Origin of the sequence: Dokdonella sp. (genome assembly GCF_051958935.1) — a bacterium.
GTDB lineage: Bacteria > Pseudomonadota > Gammaproteobacteria > Xanthomonadales > Rhodanobacteraceae > Dokdonella_A.
Window position 1 is genome coordinate 1 of sequence record NZ_JBQCFP010000096.1, and the last position, 18,341, is coordinate 18,341.

Genomic DNA, 18,341 nt, shown 5'->3' on the forward strand with positions numbered 1-18,341 from the left:
GCGGCACTCGCGATCAACAGCGCGCGCATGGCCGCGAGCCTGCTCGAGCAGCAGCGCCTCAAGCGCGAGTTCGACCTCGCGCGCCGGCTGCAGAAATCCCTGCTGCCGCACCGGCGCCGCGACGGCTTCCCGGTGATCGGCGTGAACCGCCCCGCGCACGAGATCTCCGGCGACTTCTACGACCACTTCGAACTCGCCGACGGCCGCATCGGCTTCGTCGTCGGCGACATCTCGGGCAAGGGCCTCGACGCGGCGCTGCTGATGGTGCGCGCCGCGAGCCTGCTGCGCTGGGCCGGTAAGGACGGCATCGAACCCGCCGCCTGGCTCGCGCGCGCGAACGACGAGCTGTGCGAAACCACCCAGGACGGCCGCTTCGTCTGCGCCTTGGTCGGCTACTGCGACCGCGCGGCGACGCGGGTGCGCTTCGCCGGCGCGGGCTTCCCACCGGTGATCGTGCAGCGCGGCGACGCGTTCGACGAATACGCGTCGGGCGGTCCGCCGCTCGGCATCCTGCCCGGCGTCGTGTTCGAAGAGCGCGAGATCGCGCTGGGTGGCGGTACGTTCTACGCATTCTCCGACGGCGCGACGGACGTCCGCGATGCGGATGGACGGCCGATCGGCAACGCCGGCGTACGCGCGCTGATCGCACGCCACGCGCACGCATCGCTCGAACCGCGCCTGCGCGGCCTGCTCGCCGACCTGAAGCAACTGCGCCTCGTCGACGACACGACCCTGCTGCTGGTCGAGGCGCCGCGCGCGGAACACCCCGAGTTGCTCGTCGACCGGCGCATGCCCGCGCGCGCCGCGTCGCTGCGCGAACTGCGCGCCTCGGTACGCGCGGCGCTCGATACGCTCGGTGTCGAGCCGCGCCTGCGCGATCGCCTCGTGCTCGCGGTCGACGAGGCATGCGCGAACATCATCCGCCATGGCTACGGCCCATCCTGCGAGGGCGACATCGAGCTGCGCCTCGCGCGCACCGGCACGACGCTCGCGTTCGAGCTGCGCGACACCGCGCCGTGCGCCGATCCGGCCGCGCTCAGGCCCAAGCCGCTCGGCGAGATGCGCTGCGGCGGCCTCGGCATCGCGCTCATCGACGAGGTCATGGACGACTGGCGCGTGGAGCCGGCCGCGTGCGGCCGTGGCAATCGCCTGGTCATGCACAAACGCATCGAAGACATCGCCGGGGAGGCGAACGAGGCATGAGCGTGTCGACGAATGGCATCGCCGCCGAACGCGGCGACGGTTACGTGCTGGTCCGCCTCAGCGGCGAAGTGGATCTGTCCTGGTCGCAGGACGTGCGCCGCGCCGTGCTCGACGCACTCGCCACGGGCACGCCGGTCGGCGTCGAACTGTCCGCGGTCAGCTACATCGATTCGTCGGGCATCGCCGCGCTCGTCGAGGGCTTCCAGCAGGCGCGCCAGAACGGCGGTCGCTTCGCGCTCGTCGCGGTCAGCGACGCGGTGCGCGCGGTGCTCGAACTCGCGCGGCTCGACCGCGTGTTCGTGCTCGTGCCGAGCGCGGACGCGCTGCTCGCTGCGTGAACGCGCTGACCCGCGCGCTCGGCGACCTCGGCCGTGCCACGCTCGGCGCATTCGCCGGCGTCGGCTACGCGGCGATGCTGCTGTTCGAGGCGCTCTACTTCGTGTTCGCCGGATGGCGCATCGGCCAGCCGGTGCGCCTCTCCGCGGTCGCGCGGCAGATGCGCGAGATCGGGGTGAACGCCCTGCCGATCGTCGCGCTGCTCGGCTTCACGGTCGGGCTCATGCTCGGCATCCAGTTCATCGCCTCGCTGTCGGAATTCGGCGCGCAGTCGCAGGTCGTCGTCGCGGTCGCCAAGTCGGTCACGCGCGAGTTCGGCGCGCTGATCACCGCGATCCTCGTCGCCGGGCGCTCGGGCTCCGCGCTCGCCGCGCGGATCGGCTCGATGTCGGTGTCGCAGGAAGTCGACGCCCTCGCGGTGATCGGCATCGAACCGGTGCGTTACCTCGTCGCGCCCGCGCTCGTCGCGATGCTCGTGATGCTGCCCGCGCTCACGATCTTCGCCAATGCGGTCGCGATCTTCGGTGCCGCACTGTACAGCGCGCCCGCGCTCAACGTGACGCCGGCCGCGTACCTTTTGCAGACGATGTCGCTGCTGTCGACCGGCGACCTCTGGCAGGGACTGTCGAAGAGCGTCGTGTTCGCGGTGCTGATCACCCTGATCGGCGTGAGCACGGGCTTTTCCGTCAGCGGCGGCGCCGAGGGCGTCGGCCGCGCGACGACGCGCGCGGTGGTGCTGTCGATCTGCTGGATCATCGTCGTCGACATGGTGTTTTCGTTCTTCCTGAATCGATGACATGAACGACGCGTCCGTCCCGCCGCTGATCGATTGCGCTCGCGTCTTGCACTACGCGCTCGTCGATGAAACCGTCCGCTACACGCCAAAGGGCAAGATTTTCGTAAATGACGAAGAGCTCGGTGCGGTCCCGCGACTGGCGATCGTGCGCAACCTCGTCGACGACGACATCCTGCTTTTTCATTGCGACGAGGCATGGACCTGCCTCGGGGTTTCCGGAAAGGGCGGTATCGAGGACGTCATGGCCGATGCGAACGCGCGCTACGACGGCCTCGCCGGCAAATGGCATGTCGCTCCTTACTCGGATATGGACTTCGCACGGGCCCTGCTGGACGAGTGCCGCGATGAACGATGTTCATTTTGCGGCCGCTTCCACTTCGAGATCGACGCGCTGATGGTGGAAGGCGATCGGGCGATGATCTGCGGCGATTGCATCGACCGTTTCCACGCCTCGATTCAGGGAGGCGACGGCGGCTGACATGAACGCGCCGCAACCACTCATCGAAGTCGAGCAGCTCGAAGCCTGGTACGGCCGACGGCGCGTGCTGCACGGGGTCGACTTCGCGGTCAACGCGGGCGAGATCCGCGTCATCATGGGCGGCTCGGGCTCGGGCAAGAGCACCTTGCTGCGGCACTTGCTCGGCCTGCAGCGGCCGGTGTCGGGGCGCGTGAAGCTGTTCGGTGTCGATCTCGGCCAGGCGAGCGAACGCGAGATGCTCGACGTGCGCAAGCGCATCGGCGTGTCGTTCCAGGGCGGTGCGCTGCTGACCTCGCTCACCGTCGGCGAGAACGTCGCGCTGCCGCTGCGCGAGCACACGACGCTCGACGAGTCGACGATCCGCATCATGAGTCGGCTCAAGCTCGAGGTGGTCAACCTCGGCGGCTTCCAGGACCTGATGCCGAGCCAGCTCTCGGGCGGCATGGTCAAGCGCGCAGCGCTCGCTCGCGCGATCGTGATGGACCCGCGCCTGCTGTTCTTCGACGAGCCGTCCGCCGGGCTCGATCCGGTCGTGTCGGCCGAACTCGACGAACTGATCCTGCGCCTGCGCGATGCGCTGCGCATGACGATCGTGGTCGTCACCCACGAGCTCGAGAGCGCGTTCAAGATCGCCGACACGATCACCGTGCTCGACCAGGGCAACATCCTCACGACCGGTACGGTGGCCGCGGTGCGCGCGAGCGACAACGAGCGCATCCAGGACCTGTTGAACCGTCGCCCGCGCGAAGTGCAGGTGGATGCCGACGCGTACCTCAAGCGCCTGACCGAAGAGGAAGCTTAGAATGCAGGTCGGGAGGAAGGGGCGTCATCGATGAAACGCGACACCATCAACTACACGCTGGTCGGAGCGGTCGTCGTCGGCGCGATCGCGCTGCTGCTCGTCGCGCTCGCGCTGATCACCGGCAAGGGCGTCGCGAGCACCGACTACGTCGTGCGCTACCGCAATGTGACCGGGCTGCGCTACGGCGCGCCGGTGTTCTACGAGGGCTACCGCGTCGGCCAAGTGGGCGGGGTCACGCCCGAGCGCACCACCGAGGGCACGCGCTACAAGGTGGTGCTCGCGATCCGCCGCGACTGGCCGATCCCGGTCGACAGCCCGGCGCGGCTGCAGTCGAGCGGCCTGCTCGCCGACGTCTCGATCGGCATCCACGAGGGCACGAGCCACGACACGCTGGCGCCCGGCGGCGAGCTCAGGGGCATCGAGGGCGCCGACATCTTCGCCGCGATGAACGAACTCGCGGGCCAGGTCAGTGAACTCACGCGCACGCAGATCTCGCCGCTGATCGCGACGCTGTCGCAGCGCGTCGATTCGATCACCGGCACGATCGACAAGACGACGCCCGTGATCCTCGAGCAGACGCGCGCGTTGCTCGAGCGCGCGAACCACGCCTCCGATTCTATCAACGACCTGCTCAAGCCCGAGAACCGCGCCGCGGTCGGCGCGATCCTCGGCGAGGTGAAGAACCTCGGCGCGGAACTGCGCAAGACGCGCGCGACACTCGACGAGGCGCTCGGCGACCTCGCCGGCATCGCACGCGACAACCGGCCCGACGTGCGCCGCGCGGTGCAGGACCTCACGAGCGTGCTCGGCGCGCTATCGGCGCGGATGGACGTGATCACCCATCACCTCGAGTCCTCGAGCCGCAACCTCGACGAGTTCAGCCGCGAGATCCGCAGCCATCCCAATCGGCTTATCCTCGCGCCGAAGGCCGACAAGCTGCAGGAAGAGCCGCAATGAGGACATCGACGACGATACGTGCAGCGCTGCTGTCGGGCATGCTCGCGCTCGCCGGCTGTGGCGCGCCGACGGTGCCGGATTTCACCTACTTCCGGCTGCCGCGGCCGCAGCCGCTCGAGGTCGCGCCGGCACCGGCATTCGCGGAGCCGCTCGTCGTCGATGCGTTCGGTGCGGACGGGCTCTATGCCGACCAAGCCCTCATCTACGCACTCGACCCGGACGCGCAGCAGCTGCGCCAGTACCATTACCAGCTCTGGACCGATCCACCGACGCGCGTGCTGCAGCGGCGCCTGATCGCACTGCTGCGCGAGTCGAAGATTGCAGCGCAAGTCACCGACGAGCTGCCGGCGAGTACGCCGGCGGTGCGCATCCGCGGGATCATCCTGCGCTTCGACCGCGTGCCGGCGGCGGCCGGCGGCTGGACCGCGGTGGTCGCGCTCAAGCTGCGCGCGGACGGCCGCGACGCCCGGCCGATCGTCGACGACTACTACCGCGCCGAGCAGGCCGCCGCGGGCAACGACATCAAGTCGACCGTGGATGCCTATGGCGCCGCGCTCGATCGCATCTACACGCGATTCCATGCGGATCTGCATCGACGTGGAGACGCCGGGCATGGATGAGCACGATCTCCATCGGCTCGCCGAGATCGGCATCGACGTCTACGTGCCGCGCGGTGCATCGCGCCCGGCGCAAGCGGCGCCGCCGGATGCGGTCGCCGCGCCGTCGGCCGCCTCGCCACCGGCGGCGGGCGCAGCCGGGCAGCCGGGCGCGGGCGGCGTGCTCCTGCTCGGCGATGCGTCGAGCGCGCGCGGTGCGGCGCTGCTTGGCGCGGTCGCGCGTGCGCTCGCGTTCGCGCGCGTCGCCTGTACCCGGGCGGCCGTCGCGGAGGAGGCAGCGCTCGCCGATGCACGCGCGCTCGTCGCGTTCGGCGAGGCGCGTGCCCGCGCCGCGGGCGCGGCCTTGAGCGCGCAGCGGCAGCGCGAGCTGGGCTGGGTCGTCACGGTGGAAGCGGCCGCGCTCGCCGGCGATGCGCGTGCCAAGCGCGCGCTGTGGAGCGAGCTCAAGCGCATCGTGCGTCCGCTGCGCCGGCCCGCGCGCGGCGACGAACGGTAGGCGAACGCCGCCCGGCGCGCGCCCGCGCGGGGTTGGCGGCATTCATTCGTGGCAAGATGCGCTCGACTTCCGGCGGTACCGGAAGGAGGGCGCTTGCGCCGGTTCGATCGTGGTCGCGATCCTCAAACAGGCACAACCCGAGTTCCGCCGCATGCAGGCCGACGACCTCGACCGGGTCGCGGAGATCGAGGCGCTCGCCTACGAATTCCCGTGGAGCCGCGCGATCTTCGCCGACTGCCTGCGCGCAGCCTACGAGTGCGTCGTGCTCGTCGACGCCGATGCGATCGTCGGCTACGGCGTGCTGTCGAGCGGCGCGAACGAGGCGCACGTCCTCAATGTCTGCGTGCTGCCGGGCCTGCATGGCCGCGGCTACGGGCGACGCATCGTCAAGCGCCTGCTCGACGTCGCGCGCTGGCATCGCGCGGAGCGCGTCTACCTCGAAGTGCGGCCGTCGAACCCGCGCGCGATCGCGTTGTACGACTCGCTCGGCTTCAACGAATTCGGCCGCCGGCCGAACTACTACCCGGCGAAGAAGGGGCGCGAGGACGCGCTCGTCATGGCGATCGAGCTGCTGCCGCCCGAGTGAACGGTCGCAGCCGTCGCGCTCCGGGCAATCGAGGCGCGACGCTGGACGGACTCAGCCTCCGAGGCGTGCGCGCTGTTCGCGCAATGCGCCGACGGTCGAGGTGAAATCGGCGAGGCGCTGTTTCTCCTGCTCGACCACCGCGGACGGCGTCTTCTCGCCGAAGTTGCCGAGCTTCGTGCCCGACTTCGCGATCTCGCCGTCGAGGCGGGAGATCTCCTTCTCGAGGCGCGCACGTTCGGCAGCGAGGTCGATCAGGCCGGCGAGCGGGATCAGCAGCTTCATCTCGCCGATGATCGCGGCCGCCGCCGCGGGCTCCGCTTCGCCGGCATCGAGCCAGCGCTGCGACTCGGCCCGCGCGAGGAACCCGATTTGTGCGCCGAACTGGGTCGTGCGCGCGCGGTCGATCGCACCGCCGCCGACATAGAGCAGCGGGATCTCCTTGCGCGGCGCGATGCCCATCTCGCTGCGGATGCGCCGCACCTGGGTCAGCACGGCCTTGAGCCATTCGATTTCCGCGGTGGCCGCGTCGTCGGTCGCGAAGTCCGCCGCGCGCGGATAGGTGAGGGTCGAGATGCTCACCGGAACGCCGTCCGATGCGCCGGATCCCGCGAGCACGGGTGCGACCTCGTGGAACAGTTCCTCGGTGATGAACGGCATGATCGGATGCAGCGCGCGCAGCACCGCATCGAGCACGACGAGCAGGGTGCGACGCGTCGACGCCGCTGCTGCCGCGTCGCCGCCGCTCGGCGTCGGCCCTTCAGCCTTGCTCAGGGCAGGCTTGGTGAGCTCGAGGAACCAGTCGCAGTAGTCGTTCCAGACGAATTCGTACAGCGCCTGCGCGAGCAGGTCGAAGCGATACGTCGCGAAATGGGTTTCGACCTCGGCCAGCGTGCGCGACAGGCGAGTGAGGATCCAGCGCTCGGCTTCGGTCGCGGGCGCGGTGTGCGCGGGCGCGATCTCCCCCTCGGCGTTCATGAGCACGAAGCGCGTCGCATTCCACAGCTTGTTGCAGAAGTTGCGGTAGCCGTCGGCGCGCTTGAGGTCGAAGTTGATCGTGCGCGCGTAACTCGCCAGCGCGGCGAAGGTGAAGCGCAGCGCGTCGGCGCCGACCGCGGGGATGCCGGCGGGGTAGTCCTTGCGGATGCGCTTCTCGACCTTCTCGCGCACCTGCGGGATCAGCAGCGAGGCAGTCGACTTCTTCACCAGCGTTTCGAGGTCGATGCCGTCGATGAGGTCGAGCGGGTCGACCGTGTTGCCCTTCGACTTCGACATCTTCTGGCCTTCCGCATCACGCACGATCGCGTTGATGTAGACCTCGCGGAACGGCACCTTGCCGGTGAAGTACTGGGTCGCCATGACCATGCGCGCGACCCAGAAGAAGATGATGTCGAAACCGGTGACGAGCACGTTGCTCGGCACGAACGCCTTGAACTCGTCCCATTCGGCCGCGCGTGCGGGCGTCTCGCCCGGCCAGCCGAGCGTGGAGAACGGCCACAGCGCCGAGGAGAACCAGGTATCGAGCACGTCCTCGTCGCGACGCAGCGCACCGACCGGCTTGGCCGGCGCGTGCGCGAGCGCGTCCGCTTCATCCTCGCCGACGAAGATGTTGCCGGCCTCGTCGTACCACGCGGGAATCTGGTGGCCCCACCAGAGCTGGCGGCTCACGCACCAGTCCTGGATGTTCTCGAGCCACTGGTTGTAGGTGGTCGCCCAGTTGTCGGGCACGAAGCGGATCTCGCCGTCGCGCACCGCGGCGAGTGCGGGTTCGATGATCGCCTTGCGTCCGCCCGGACGGCCGTCCGGCAGGGTCTCGCGCGTCAGGTCGAGGAACCACTGGTCGGTCAGCATCGGCTCGATGACCGCGTCCGAGCGCTGGCTCACCGGCACCTGCAGCTTGTGTTTCTTCGTTTCGACCAGGAGGCCGGCGGCCTCGAGATCGGCGAGCACCGCCTTGCGCGCTGCGAAGCGATCGAGGCCGCGGTACTTCTCCGGCGCTGCATCGTTGATCTTCGCGTCGAGCGTGAGCACGACGATCGGGGTGAGGCCGTGGCGCGCGCCGATCTGCCAGTCGTTGAAGTCGTGCGCGGGCGTGATCTTGACGCAGCCGGTCCCGAACGCGCGGTCGACGTAGTCGTCGGCGATGACCGGGATCTCGCGGCCGGTGAGCGGCAACTGCAGGGTCTTGCCGATCAGCGCCCGATAGCGGTCGTCTTCCGGGTGCACCGCGACGGCGACGTCGCCGAGCATGGTTTCCGGGCGCGTGGTCGCGACGACGAGGCCTTCGCCGCCGTCGCTCGCCGGGTAGCGGATCGACCACAGCGAGCCGTCCTTCTCCTCGTTGTTGACCTCGAGGTCGGACACCGCGGTCATCAGCACCGGGTCCCAGTTGACCAGGCGGCGCCCGCGGTAGAGCAGGCCGTCTCGATACCACTGCAGGAACACGCGGCGCACCGCGGCGGACAGGCCTTCGTCCATCGTGAAGCGCTCGCGCGACCAGTCGACCGACGCGCCGATGCGGCGCATCTGGTTCGTGATGGTCGAGCCCGACTGCTCCTTCCAGGCCCAGACACGCTCGACGAAGGCCTCGCGCCCGAGGTCGTGGCGCGACTTGCCTTCGGCGGCGAGCTGGTTCTCGACGATCTTCTGCGTCGCGATGCCGGCATGGTCGGTGCCGCCCTGCCACAGCGTGCGGTATCGCCGCCCATTGGGAGCCAGGCGCATGCGGTGGTAGCGGATCAGCGCGTCCATGATCGTCTGCTGGAACGCGTGCCCCATGTGCAGGGTGCCGGTGACGTTCGGCGGCGGCAACTGGATGCAGTAGGGCTCGCCGCTCGGCGCGGGTGCGAACAGGCCGTTCGCCTCCCACAGGGCATACCACTTCGATTCGATCTGGCCGGGTTCGAAACTGTTGTCCAGGCGCTCCGCGGGCCTTCGTGCGGCCCTTTCCGGAGAGGGGTCGGCCATTCTAGCAGGGGCGGGCGCGGCGGCCGCGTACCGCGGCGCGCGCATCCCGCGGTATCGTGGGAGAAAGGACGGAGGAAAGGCGATGACGGAAGGCGTGCAGGTGATCGGGCATCCGCTGGTGCAGCACAAGCTGACCCTGCTCCGGAAGAAGCAGACCAGCACGATCGAGTTCCGCCGCCTGCTCGGTGAGCTCGCCGCGCTGATGGCCTACGAGGTCACGCGCGACCTGCCGCTGCGCGACGTCGCGATCGAGACGCCGGTCGCCGCGACGACCGGGCATGCGATCGACGGCAAGAAGGTCGTGCTGGTGGCGATCCTGCGCGCCGGTATCGGCCTGCTCGACGGCATGCTCGACGTCGTGCCGGGGGCGCGCGTCGGCCACGTCGGCCTCTACCGCGACGAGCAGACCCTGCATCCGGTCGAATACTACTTCCGCATGCCGCGCGACCTCGAGGCGCGCGACGTGATCGTCGTCGACCCCATGCTCGCGACCGGCAACTCCGCGATTGCCGCGCTGGACCGCATCAAGGCTCAGCGCCCCCGCTCGCTGCGTTTCGTCTGCCTCGTGAGCTGTCCGGAAGGCATCGCCAACCTGCGCGCGCGCCACCCCGACGTAGCCGTCTTCACCGCCGCGATCGACGAGCGCCTCAACGAACGCGGCTACATCGTGCCCGGCCTCGGCGACGCCGGCGACCGCTACTTCGGTACCCGGCCTTGAGGCGGGCAGCTCGGAGCCGAAAAGCTTGAAACACGAAGCACACCGAGCACACGAAGGTGAGCCAGGTCTCTTTGTCCTGCGTTCGTGCGCTTTGCGTTTCAGGCTCGAGGCCTTTCCTTCGCGCGCTCAAAGGCGCGGCACATGTCGCTCTTGGCGATATCCGGGCTGATAGCCTTGTCGTCTTCAGGCGTTCGCGCGAACAGGCCCGTCAAACACGAATCGCATAGCAGACGAAGAACAGAAGAACCAAGTTTCTTTTGTTCCATCTTCGTGTGCTCGGTGTGCCTCGTGTTTCAAGCTTGAGTCTTTCCCTTCACGCACCTGACGGAGCGGTCACATGTCGTGCTTGGCGACGTCGAAGCCGGCGGCCTTGTAGGTCTTCCAGCGTTCGCGCGAACCCGCGCGTTCGGCTTCGTCGGCGGGCACGACTTCGAGCACGCGGTCGAACAGGCCCGGTGCGCAGGTGTCGCGCAGGTTGATCACGAGCGCGCGGTCGCCGGCGTCGACGCCGGGCGGCACGATCAGCACCGCGGTGATCGCGTCGTCTTCGTCGCCGGCGATTTGATGCGGGATGAACGCGCTCTCGTCGAACGACCACAGGAGTTCGTCGAGTGCCTCGGCCTGGTCCTGCGAGCGCGCGAGGATCAGCGTCGGTTGCTCGCCCGCGAATGCCTTTTTCGCGAGCTCGCACACGAGCAGAAGCGGTTCGTCGCGAATGCGCGGCTTGTCGATGAGGTATAAGTCGGCGCGCGGCACGGCGTCAGTTTCCCTTCCCCGGCGGCGGCGCGCCGACGAACGCGATGGCGAGCACCATGCCGGCCAGCATCGCGAACATGCTGCCGCAGAACACGCCGAAGTAGGCGAGTATCGCGCCGCCGCGCTGGCCCGGCGCGCGCGTCTTGTAGAGGTAGTACGGGACGAAGATCGACGTCATGAAGACGACGCCGAGGTTCAGCCACCACGGCCGGCGAATGCTGAGCTCGCGCGAATCCATTTCCAGCCAGGCGAAGCACAGCAGCAACACGGCGATCTGGTAGGCGAGATTGAGGCCGCTGCCGCGCACCGCCTCCATCGCTGCCGGCACGGCCGCGGGATTGGCGAACAGGTCCGCATGCTGGGCCGCCAACAGGCCGCCGACCACGAGGCTGACGCCGAACACCGCCGCGATCGCCTGGGTCTTGCGCTTGTGCAGGGCGTTCGCGTCGGTCATGTCGCGCAGCGATCGATGAGGTACTGCACGAGCAGCGGCACCGGGCGGCCGGTCGCGAGCCCCTTGCGGCCTTCGTCCCAGGCCGTACCGGCGATATCGAGGTGCGCCCAGCGGCGGCCATTGGTGAAGCGCGCGAGGAAGCAGCCCGCGGTGATCGCGCCCGCGTTCTTGCCGCCGATGTTGGCGACGTCGGCGAAGCCGGATTCGAGCTGGCCCTGGTAGTCGTCCCACAGCGGCAGGCGCCAGGCGCGGTCGTGCGTGCGCGTGCCGGCGGCGAGCAGCTGGTCGGCGAGTTCGTCGTCCTTGGTCATGAGGCCGGACGCGTGCTTGCCGAGCGCGACCACGCAGGCGCCGGTCAGGGTCGCGGCGTCGATGATGACTTCCGGGTCGAACTTCTGCGCGTAGGTGAGCGCATCGCAGAGGATCAGGCGGCCTTCGGCGTCGGTATTGAGCACCTCGATCGTGAGGCCGGACATGCTGGTGAGGATGTCGCTCGGCCGATACGCGTTGCCGTCGGGCATGTTCTCGACCGCGGGCACGATGCAGACGAGGTTGAGCGGCAGCTTCAGCTCCACCGCGGCGTGGAACGCGCCGAGCACGCCGGCGGCGCCGCACATGTCGAACTTCATCTCCTCCATTCCCGCGCCCGGCTTGAGCGAGATGCCGCCGGTGTCGAACGTGATGCCTTTGCCGACCAGCGCGTACGGGCGGCTCGCGTCGCCCTTGCCGCGCCAGTGCAGCACGATGAGCTTGGGCGGATTGGCCGAGCCCTGCGCGACGCCGAGCAGCGACCCCATGCCGAGTTTGGCCATGTCCTCGCGCTCGAGCACCTCGAGCGTGACGCCCGCGTGCGCGTCGGCGATGCGCTTGGCCTGCGCCGCGACATAGGACGGATTGCAGATGTTCGGCGGCAGGTTGCCGAGCTCCTTGGCGAAGCGTACGCCGGCGGCGATCGCGCCGGCTTCGGCGAGCGCGCGCGGCGCCGGCGCCGCGGCGGCGAATTCGACCGCCTCGAGCTGCGCGGTCTTCGGGGCTTCCTTCGGCTTGAACGTCGCCGTGTAGCGGTACGCCTGCGCGTCGGCCGCGAGGGCGGCCGTGCGCAGCTTCCATGCGTCGTCGCGGCCCGGCACGTCCAGTCCGGTCAGGGTCGAATAGGCGGACGCGATCGGCAGCGCCTTCAGCGCGCGTGCCGAGTCGTTGGCGGCGCGGTGGTACGCCGCCGCGTCGAACTTCTTCGCATCGCCGAGGCCGACCACGAGCACGCGTTCGGCGGCGACGCCGGGCAGGCCGAACAGGACGATCGACGTGCCGGCCTTGCCGCTCGCATCCCCGCTCTCGACCAGCCGCCGGATCGCCCCGCCTGCCGCCGCGTCGACGCGTTGCGCCGCCGCGCCGAGCACGCGTTCCTCGTGGATGCCGACGACGAGGCACGGGGTCGCGGCGCGTTCCGGTGCGTCGCTGCGGATGCTGAACTTCAAGGTACTCATCGGGAGGGGTTCCGCCAGGGGTGTGGATGTTCCGGGTGCGCGCGCGGTTACACTGTGCGCCCTTCGTCGGACACGGCCGGATCGACCGGACCGCGTGACGGGCAGCCGCGGCGCTTCGCGCGCCGGCCTGCGCCGTCATAACCAGCGCATGAAGCTCTCCATTCTAAGGCAAAACAACCCGCTTGCCCTGCGCATCGTCGATCGCTACCTGCTGCGCGAGCTCGCCGTCGGCTTCCTTGCGGCGACCGCGATCCTGCTGCTCGTCATGGTCGGCGGCGCGGTCGCGGACCTCCTCGCCAAGATCGCCAAGGGACGCATCCCGGCCGAACTGCTGTTCACCCTGATCGGCCTGCGCGCGATCGGTACGCTGACGATCCTCCTGCCGCTCGCGGTCCTGCTCGGCGTGCTCACCGCGTACGGACGGCTGTGGCGCGACAGCGAGATGGCCGTGCTGCAGTCCTCGGGGCTCGACGCCACGGGCCTCCTGCGGCCGCTCATGCTGTTCGTGCTGCCCACCATGGCCGCGCTCGCCGCGATCTCGTTCTGGATCGCGCCGGCGTCGGACCGCCTCTCGCAGCGCCTGCTCACCGAGGCCAGCCGTTCGCTGATCGTCGCCGGCCTGGAGCCCGGCCGTTTCGTCGAATTGCCCGGTCGCGACGGCGTCATCTACGTCGGCGAGATGTCGGCCGACGGCACGCAATTCAAGCGCATGTTCATCGAAAGCGAACGGCCGGACGGCGAAACGGGCACGACGCGCATCGACGTGATCACCGCGACCCACGGCTTCCTCTATCACGATGCCGACGGCGAAGGGCGCTACATCGCGTTGCAGGACGGTTTTCGCGTCGAAGGCAAGCTCGGCCAGGATGACTTCCGCCTCATGCGCTTCGCGCGCAACGACATCAAGCTGCCCGACAGCGTCAGCGACGACGACGAGGCCGCGCAGACGCGCGCCGCGCCGACCACGGTCCTGCTCGGCGGCGGCGACGACCCCGTCGCGATGTCGGAGCTGCACTGGCGCCTCGCCGCGCCGCTGTCCGCGCTCGTGCTCGGCCTGCTCGCGCTGCCGCTGTCGCGCACGAGCCCGCGCGAACCGCGCTATGCGCGCGTGCTGCTCGCCCTGCTCGCGTGGCTCGTCTACTACAACGGCCTGCTGCTCGGCCGCGCCTGGATCGGCCAAGGCAAGCTCGCCGCCGGCTTCGGCTTGTGGTGGGTGTACGTGCCGGCGCTCGCGATCGCGGCTTGGCTGATCTGGAGCGGGGAGCGCCTGAAGGCAACGCGCCGGGCGGGGCGCGCATGATCCGCGGCCCGGTCCTCAAGCGCGTCGATCGGCTCGTCGCAGCGTCGGTACTGGGTGCGGTCGCGGTCGCCTGGGCGGTGATCGTCGGGCTCGATGCATTCCGGATCTTCATCGGCGAACTCAACGACGTCGGGCAGGGCGGGTACACGCTCGCGCGCGCGGTCGCCTACGTCATGCTGACCGTGCCGCGGCGCTGCTACGAGATGTTCGGTTATGCCGCGCTGATCGGTGGCCTGCTCGGCCTCGGCGGCCTTGCCGGTACCGGCGAACTGACGGCGCTGCGCGCGGCCGGCCTGTCCAAGCTCAGGATCTGCGCGTCGGTCGCGCTCGCCCTCGGCCTGCTCACGATCGGAGTGGTCGTGCTCGGCGAGACGCTCGGCCCCTACGGCGAACGCAAGGCGCAGGCGCTGCAACTCGCCGCGAAGTCCAAGGACGTCGCGCTCGCCAAGGGCGTGCTGTGGGCGCGCGACGGCGAGACCGTGATCGGCGCGCGGCACGGCCGCACGCGTGCGGCGCAGGGCGAGGTCGATCTCGACGGCGTGCGCGTGTTCGAGTTCGACCCGGACGGGCGACTGCGCGCACTGTCGCTCGCCGGCCATGCGATCCACGTCGAGGGCCGGTGGACGCTGCACGACGTGCGCCGCACCGAATTCGGCGACGGCAGCGCGGCGAGCACGAAAGAGGATTCGCACGCCTGGGATTCACGCCTCGACCCCGGCCTGCTCGCCAGCAGCATCGTCAAGGCGCAGTACATGACCCTGCGCGACCTCGGCCAGAACATCGCCGCACTCGAGCGCAACCGGCAGGATGCCTCGACGTTCCGCGAGGCGTACTGGGCGCGCGTGTTCTATCCGCTCGACGTGCTCGTGCTGGTGTTCTGCGCAGTGCCGTTCGCGTTCGGCGCCCTGCGCAGCGGCGGTCTTTCCAAGCGCCTGTTCATCGGCATCGTGCTCGCGCTCGGCTTCTACCTGCTGCAGCGGGCGATCGTCAGCATCGGCTCGGTCTACGGTTTCCATCCGGCGGCGGCGAACCTGCTGCCACCGCTGATCCTCGTCGCGCTCGCGGTCGCCTACTTCCGCCGCCACGCCTGAGCCGCGGGCGGCCGGGCGCGGGGCGTCGTACGAGCGGCTATAGTCCGCCGCAATCCCCAGGCACGACGCGAAACAGGATGCGCAGCCCGAACATCCGTTACTTCCCGGCGGTGGACCACCTGCGCGCGTATGCGGCGCTGCTGATCGTGTTCTACCATGGCCTGCACCTCTTTTCGTACGACGCGCGCTTCCATCGCGAGTTCGGCATCGACGCCTGGCTGCAACCGGCCAATCCGCTGCTCGCCGCGCTCGCCGAAGGTCATACCGCGGTCGCGCTGTTCATGGTTCTGTCCGGTTTCATCCTCACCTACGGCGCGCTCGACCGCGCGGTCGACGCCTGGGGCTTCATCCGCAATCGCCTTCTGCGCACGTATCCGTTGTTCCTGCTGCTGGTGTTCGGCGGAATCGCCGCGTTCCCGGATCGCTTCACGCTGGCGGGATTCGCGCAGACCGTGTTCGGCCTCGGCAACCTTTCCGGCGCGCTGGTCGCGCCGCCGTTCACCAGCATGCTGTGGACGATAGCGATCGAATGGCAGTACTACCTGCTGTTCCCGCTGCTGCTCGCGGTGCTCAAGACCGGCTGGTTGCGCCAGCTCGCGGGCATGCTCGCGGTGCTGCTGCTGTTCCGCGCGGCCGCGGTATTCTTCGGCGCCGATGCGCGCGACCTCGGCTACCTGACCATCCTCGGGCGCCTCGACCAGTTCCTCGTCGGCATGTGTGCGGCGTGGCTGTTCCGCACGCGGCCGTTGTCGCGGCGCCGCGGCGCCGCGCTCGCCGCGGGCGCGCTCGTCGTCGCTGTCGCCGGGCTGGCGGCATTCAATGCGGCCGGCGGCTGGCCCGCTTCGCCGGCATGGAAGGCCGCCTGGCCGACCTTCGAAGCGCTGTTCTGGGCTGCCTTCGTGATCGGCTACGTCGAGGCGGCGAATGCCGCCACCGGCGCCTGGTCGTGGCTGCTCGCGCGCATCGGCGAAGTGTCGTACTCGATCTACCTCGTCCATTTCGTCGTGATCTGGGCGCTGCTGCGCGCCGGCCTCGGCTTCGCCCCGAGCGGGCGCCCGGTCGTCGATGCGCTGCTGGAGACCGCGCTGGTCGCATTGCCCATCACGCTCGCGGTCGCGAGCCTGACCTACCGCTTTGTCGAGCTGCCGTTCCTGCGCCTGCGTGGCCACTACCATCGCGACCCGGCCGGCACCTCGACGCAGGGCATGGGCTGAACAGCGGGCGCACGCGGAAATGTGCGCGGATCGCCGCGGCGGGCGGGCCCTCGCGGTGTAAGATGAATGCATGCCGGCGCCAGGTCCGGCCCGGGGAATGGCCATGAGCAGCAGCGTCGATTTCACCTCGTACCTGAAGTTGATGACGCACAAGAAGGCGTCCGACCTGTTCATCACCGCCGGCGTCGCGCCGTCGATGAAGGTCAACGGCCGCATCACGCCGATCACGCAGAACGCGCTCACGCCGCAGCAGTCGCGCGACATGGTCCTCAACGTGATGACGCCGTCCCAGCGCGAGGAGTTCGAGAAGACGCACGAGTGCCAGTTCGCGATCTCGGTGACCGGCGTCGGCCGCTTCCGCGTGTCGTGCTTCTACCAGCGCAACTGCGTCGGCATGGTCTTGCGCCGCATCGAGACGAAGATTCCGACGGTGGAGGAACTGAGCCTGCCGCCGGTGATCAAGTCGCTCGCGATGACCAAGCGCGGCATCATCATCTTCGTCGGCGCGACCGGTACGGGTAAGTCGACCTCGCTCGCCGCGATGATCGGCTATCGCAACCAGAACTCGACCGGCCACATCATCACGATCGAGGACCCGATCGAGTACGTGCACAAGCACGAGGGCTGCATCGTCACCCAGCGCGAGCTCGGCATCGACACCGACAGCTGGGAAAACGCGCTGAAGAATACCCTGCGCCAGGCGCCCGCCGTCATCATGATCGGCGAAGTGCGCACGCGCGAGACGATGGAGCACGCGATCAACTTCTCGGAAACGGGCCACCTGTGCCTGTGCACGCTGCACGCGAACAACGCCAACCAGGCGATGGACCGCATCATCCACTTCTTCGCCGAAGACCGCCGCGAGCAGTTGTTCATGGACCTCTCGCTCAACCTCAAGGGCGTGGTCGCGCAGCAGCTGATCCCGACGCCCGACGGCAAGGCGCGCCGCGTCGCGATGGAAGTCATGCTCGGCACGCCGCTCGTGCAGGACTACATCCGCCAGGGCGAAATCCACAAGCTCAAGGACGTGATGAAGGAATCGACCAATCTCGGCATGCAGACCTTCGACCAGAGCCTGTTCCAGCTCTATCAGGCCGGCGAGATCAGCTACGAGGACGCGTTGCGTCATGCCGACTCGGCGAACGAAGTGCGCCTGCGCATCAAGCTCGCCCAGGGCGGCGACGCGCACACGCTGAGCCAGGGTCTCGATGGTGTCGAACTCGTTGAAACCTGACGCGTCCGACGCAGCACCCCGTCCGCCGAACACGCCCGAACTCGATCGCCTGCGCCGCGTCTGGGAGACACTCGGGCGCGAAGACCCTCTATGGGCGGTCCTGTCGCACGCCGACAAACGCGGCCGCCGCTGGGACCTCGACGAGTTCCTCGCGACCGGCCGCCTCGAGGTCGGCGCGCAGCTCGCCATGCTGTTCGCGCGCGGTTACCCGCGCGGCCGCGAGCTCGCGCTCGACTTCGGGTGTGGCGCCGGCCGCCTCACGCGCGCGCTCGCGGCCCATTTCGGGCGCGCGGTCGGCATCGACGTCTCCTCGAGCATGGTCGACACCGCACGCCGGCTCAATGCCGACGTCGCCAACGTCGAGTTCCATCGCAACGCATCCACGCGCATCGAGGGCATCGCCGACGCGAGCGTCGACTTCGTGTTCTCGCACATCACCCTGCAGCACATCCCGGCCGACCTCGCCGCCGGCTACGTCGAGGAGTTCTTCCGCATCCTCGCCCCCGGCGGCGTCGCCGCGTTCCAGTTCGTCGACAGCCACGACGACAGCCTGCGCGGGCGCCTGTTCGGGGTCGCCTCCAATCGCTGGCTGAACCCGCTGAGACGGGTCCTCTGGCGCAGCCGCGACGTGTTCGAGATGCATGCGCTTGCCGAGCAGCGCCTGCACGCGCTGCTCGCGGCGCAGCCGCACCTGCGCCTGCTCGAGGCGATCGACGACGGCGCCGCGGGCGCCGGGTGGCGCGGCCGCCGCTGGCTCGTCGTCAACGATGCGCCGCCGCCCGTGTTGGCGCAGTGCGCCGGACATCCGCTGTATGTCGATCCACGCGACGCGCATATCGGCGCACCGCTGCT

At 69.3% G+C, this 18,341-nt stretch carries 19 protein-coding genes; 15 read left to right on the forward strand and 4 right to left on the reverse strand.

Annotated elements, in window-relative coordinates; all coding sequences use genetic code 11:
* The 9 genes from ACTHK2_RS08390 to rimI form a co-directional block, all read left to right on the forward strand.
* Positions 1-1,203: ATP-binding SpoIIE family protein phosphatase (locus ACTHK2_RS08390; RefSeq protein WP_440245250.1), on the forward strand; the 1,203-nt coding region annotated here is incomplete at its 5' end.
* Positions 1,200-1,541: an STAS domain-containing protein gene (locus ACTHK2_RS08395; RefSeq protein ID WP_440245251.1), complete on the forward strand. Its 342-nt coding sequence runs from the start codon at positions 1,200-1,202 to the stop codon at positions 1,539-1,541. The genes ACTHK2_RS08390 and ACTHK2_RS08395, both read left to right, overlap by 4 nt.
* Positions 1,538-2,335, forward strand: a complete 798-nt coding sequence (locus ACTHK2_RS08400; protein ID WP_440245252.1) for an MlaE family ABC transporter permease — start codon at positions 1,538-1,540, stop codon at positions 2,333-2,335. The genes ACTHK2_RS08395 and ACTHK2_RS08400 overlap by 4 nt, the downstream gene beginning before the upstream one ends.
* Position 2,336: 1 nt before the next feature.
* Positions 2,337-2,813: a ClpX C4-type zinc finger protein gene (locus ACTHK2_RS08405; protein ID WP_440245254.1), complete on the forward strand. Its 477-nt coding sequence runs from the start codon at positions 2,337-2,339 to the stop codon at positions 2,811-2,813.
* 1 nt (position 2,814) lies between these two features.
* A complete protein-coding gene (locus ACTHK2_RS08410; RefSeq protein WP_440245255.1) occupies positions 2,815-3,615 on the forward strand; it encodes an ABC transporter ATP-binding protein in 801 nt (266 codons plus the stop codon).
* Positions 3,616-3,645: 30 nt separating this feature from the next.
* On the forward strand, positions 3,646-4,572 hold the full coding sequence (locus ACTHK2_RS08415; protein WP_440245256.1) for an MlaD family protein: 927 nt from the start codon (positions 3,646-3,648) through the stop codon (positions 4,570-4,572).
* Positions 4,569-5,192 (forward strand): ABC-type transport auxiliary lipoprotein family protein, encoded by a 624-nt coding sequence (locus tag ACTHK2_RS08420; protein ID WP_440245258.1) that lies wholly within the window; start codon positions 4,569-4,571, stop codon positions 5,190-5,192. The genes ACTHK2_RS08415 and ACTHK2_RS08420 overlap by 4 nt, the downstream gene beginning before the upstream one ends.
* Positions 5,185-5,685, forward strand: coding sequence for a hypothetical protein (locus ACTHK2_RS08425; protein WP_440245259.1), 501 nt, complete (start codon positions 5,185-5,187; stop codon positions 5,683-5,685). Before ACTHK2_RS08420 ends, ACTHK2_RS08425 begins: the two co-directional genes overlap by 8 nt.
* A gap of 151 nt (positions 5,686-5,836) precedes the next feature.
* Positions 5,837-6,271, forward strand: coding sequence for a ribosomal protein S18-alanine N-acetyltransferase (gene rimI, locus ACTHK2_RS08430; protein ID WP_440245269.1), 435 nt, complete (start codon positions 5,837-5,839; stop codon positions 6,269-6,271).
* A gap of 51 nt (positions 6,272-6,322) precedes the next feature.
* Here rimI and ACTHK2_RS08435 read toward each other — a convergent pair whose 3' ends face one another.
* On the reverse strand, positions 6,323-9,187 hold the full coding sequence (locus ACTHK2_RS08435) for a valine--tRNA ligase (protein ID WP_440245270.1): 2,865 nt from the start codon (positions 9,185-9,187) through the stop codon (positions 6,323-6,325).
* A 130-nt stretch (positions 9,188-9,317) separates the two neighbouring features.
* Here ACTHK2_RS08435 and upp point away from each other — a divergent pair, with 130 nt between their 5' ends.
* Positions 9,318-9,953: a uracil phosphoribosyltransferase gene (gene upp, locus ACTHK2_RS08440; protein ID WP_440245260.1), complete on the forward strand. Its 636-nt coding sequence runs from the start codon at positions 9,318-9,320 to the stop codon at positions 9,951-9,953.
* 333 nt (positions 9,954-10,286) lie between these two features.
* Here the strand turns inward: upp and ACTHK2_RS08445 are convergent, their stop codons facing one another.
* Genes ACTHK2_RS08445 through ACTHK2_RS08455 form a run of 3 tightly spaced genes read right to left on the reverse strand, consistent with a single transcriptional unit; the run spans position 10,287 to position 12,650 of the window.
* On the reverse strand, positions 10,287-10,709 hold the full coding sequence (locus ACTHK2_RS08445) for a DNA polymerase III subunit chi (RefSeq protein WP_440245261.1): 423 nt from the start codon (positions 10,707-10,709) through the stop codon (positions 10,287-10,289).
* Between the two features lie 4 nt (positions 10,710-10,713).
* Positions 10,714-11,163: a hypothetical protein gene (locus ACTHK2_RS08450; protein WP_440245262.1), complete on the reverse strand. Its 450-nt coding sequence runs from the start codon at positions 11,161-11,163 to the stop codon at positions 10,714-10,716.
* The gene (locus ACTHK2_RS08455; protein ID WP_440245263.1) at positions 11,160-12,650 is read right to left on the reverse strand and encodes a leucyl aminopeptidase; all 1,491 of its coding nucleotides are present in this window, start codon (positions 12,648-12,650) and stop codon (positions 11,160-11,162) included. Before ACTHK2_RS08455 ends, ACTHK2_RS08450 begins: the two co-directional genes overlap by 4 nt.
* Before the next feature lie 94 nt (positions 12,651-12,744).
* On the opposite strand from ACTHK2_RS08455, the gene lptF reads away from it, so the two are divergent.
* The 5 genes from lptF to ACTHK2_RS08480 form a co-directional block, all read left to right on the forward strand.
* Complete coding sequence (gene lptF, locus ACTHK2_RS08460) at positions 12,745-13,950, forward strand: LPS export ABC transporter permease LptF (RefSeq protein ID WP_440245264.1); 1,206 nt, start codon at positions 12,745-12,747, stop codon at positions 13,948-13,950.
* A complete protein-coding gene (gene lptG, locus ACTHK2_RS08465; RefSeq protein WP_440245265.1) occupies positions 13,947-15,041 on the forward strand; it encodes an LPS export ABC transporter permease LptG in 1,095 nt (364 codons plus the stop codon). Before lptF ends, lptG begins: the two co-directional genes overlap by 4 nt.
* A 77-nt stretch (positions 15,042-15,118) precedes the next feature.
* On the forward strand, positions 15,119-16,255 hold the full coding sequence (locus ACTHK2_RS08470; protein ID WP_440245266.1) for an acyltransferase family protein: 1,137 nt from the start codon (positions 15,119-15,121) through the stop codon (positions 16,253-16,255).
* A 103-nt stretch (positions 16,256-16,358) separates the two neighbouring features.
* Positions 16,359-17,489, forward strand: coding sequence for a PilT/PilU family type 4a pilus ATPase (locus ACTHK2_RS08475; RefSeq protein ID WP_440245267.1), 1,131 nt, complete (start codon positions 16,359-16,361; stop codon positions 17,487-17,489).
* Positions 17,479-18,341 (forward strand): class I SAM-dependent methyltransferase (locus tag ACTHK2_RS08480; RefSeq protein ID WP_440245268.1); only part of this gene is annotated, 863 nt, incomplete at its 3' end. The genes ACTHK2_RS08475 and ACTHK2_RS08480, both read left to right, overlap by 11 nt.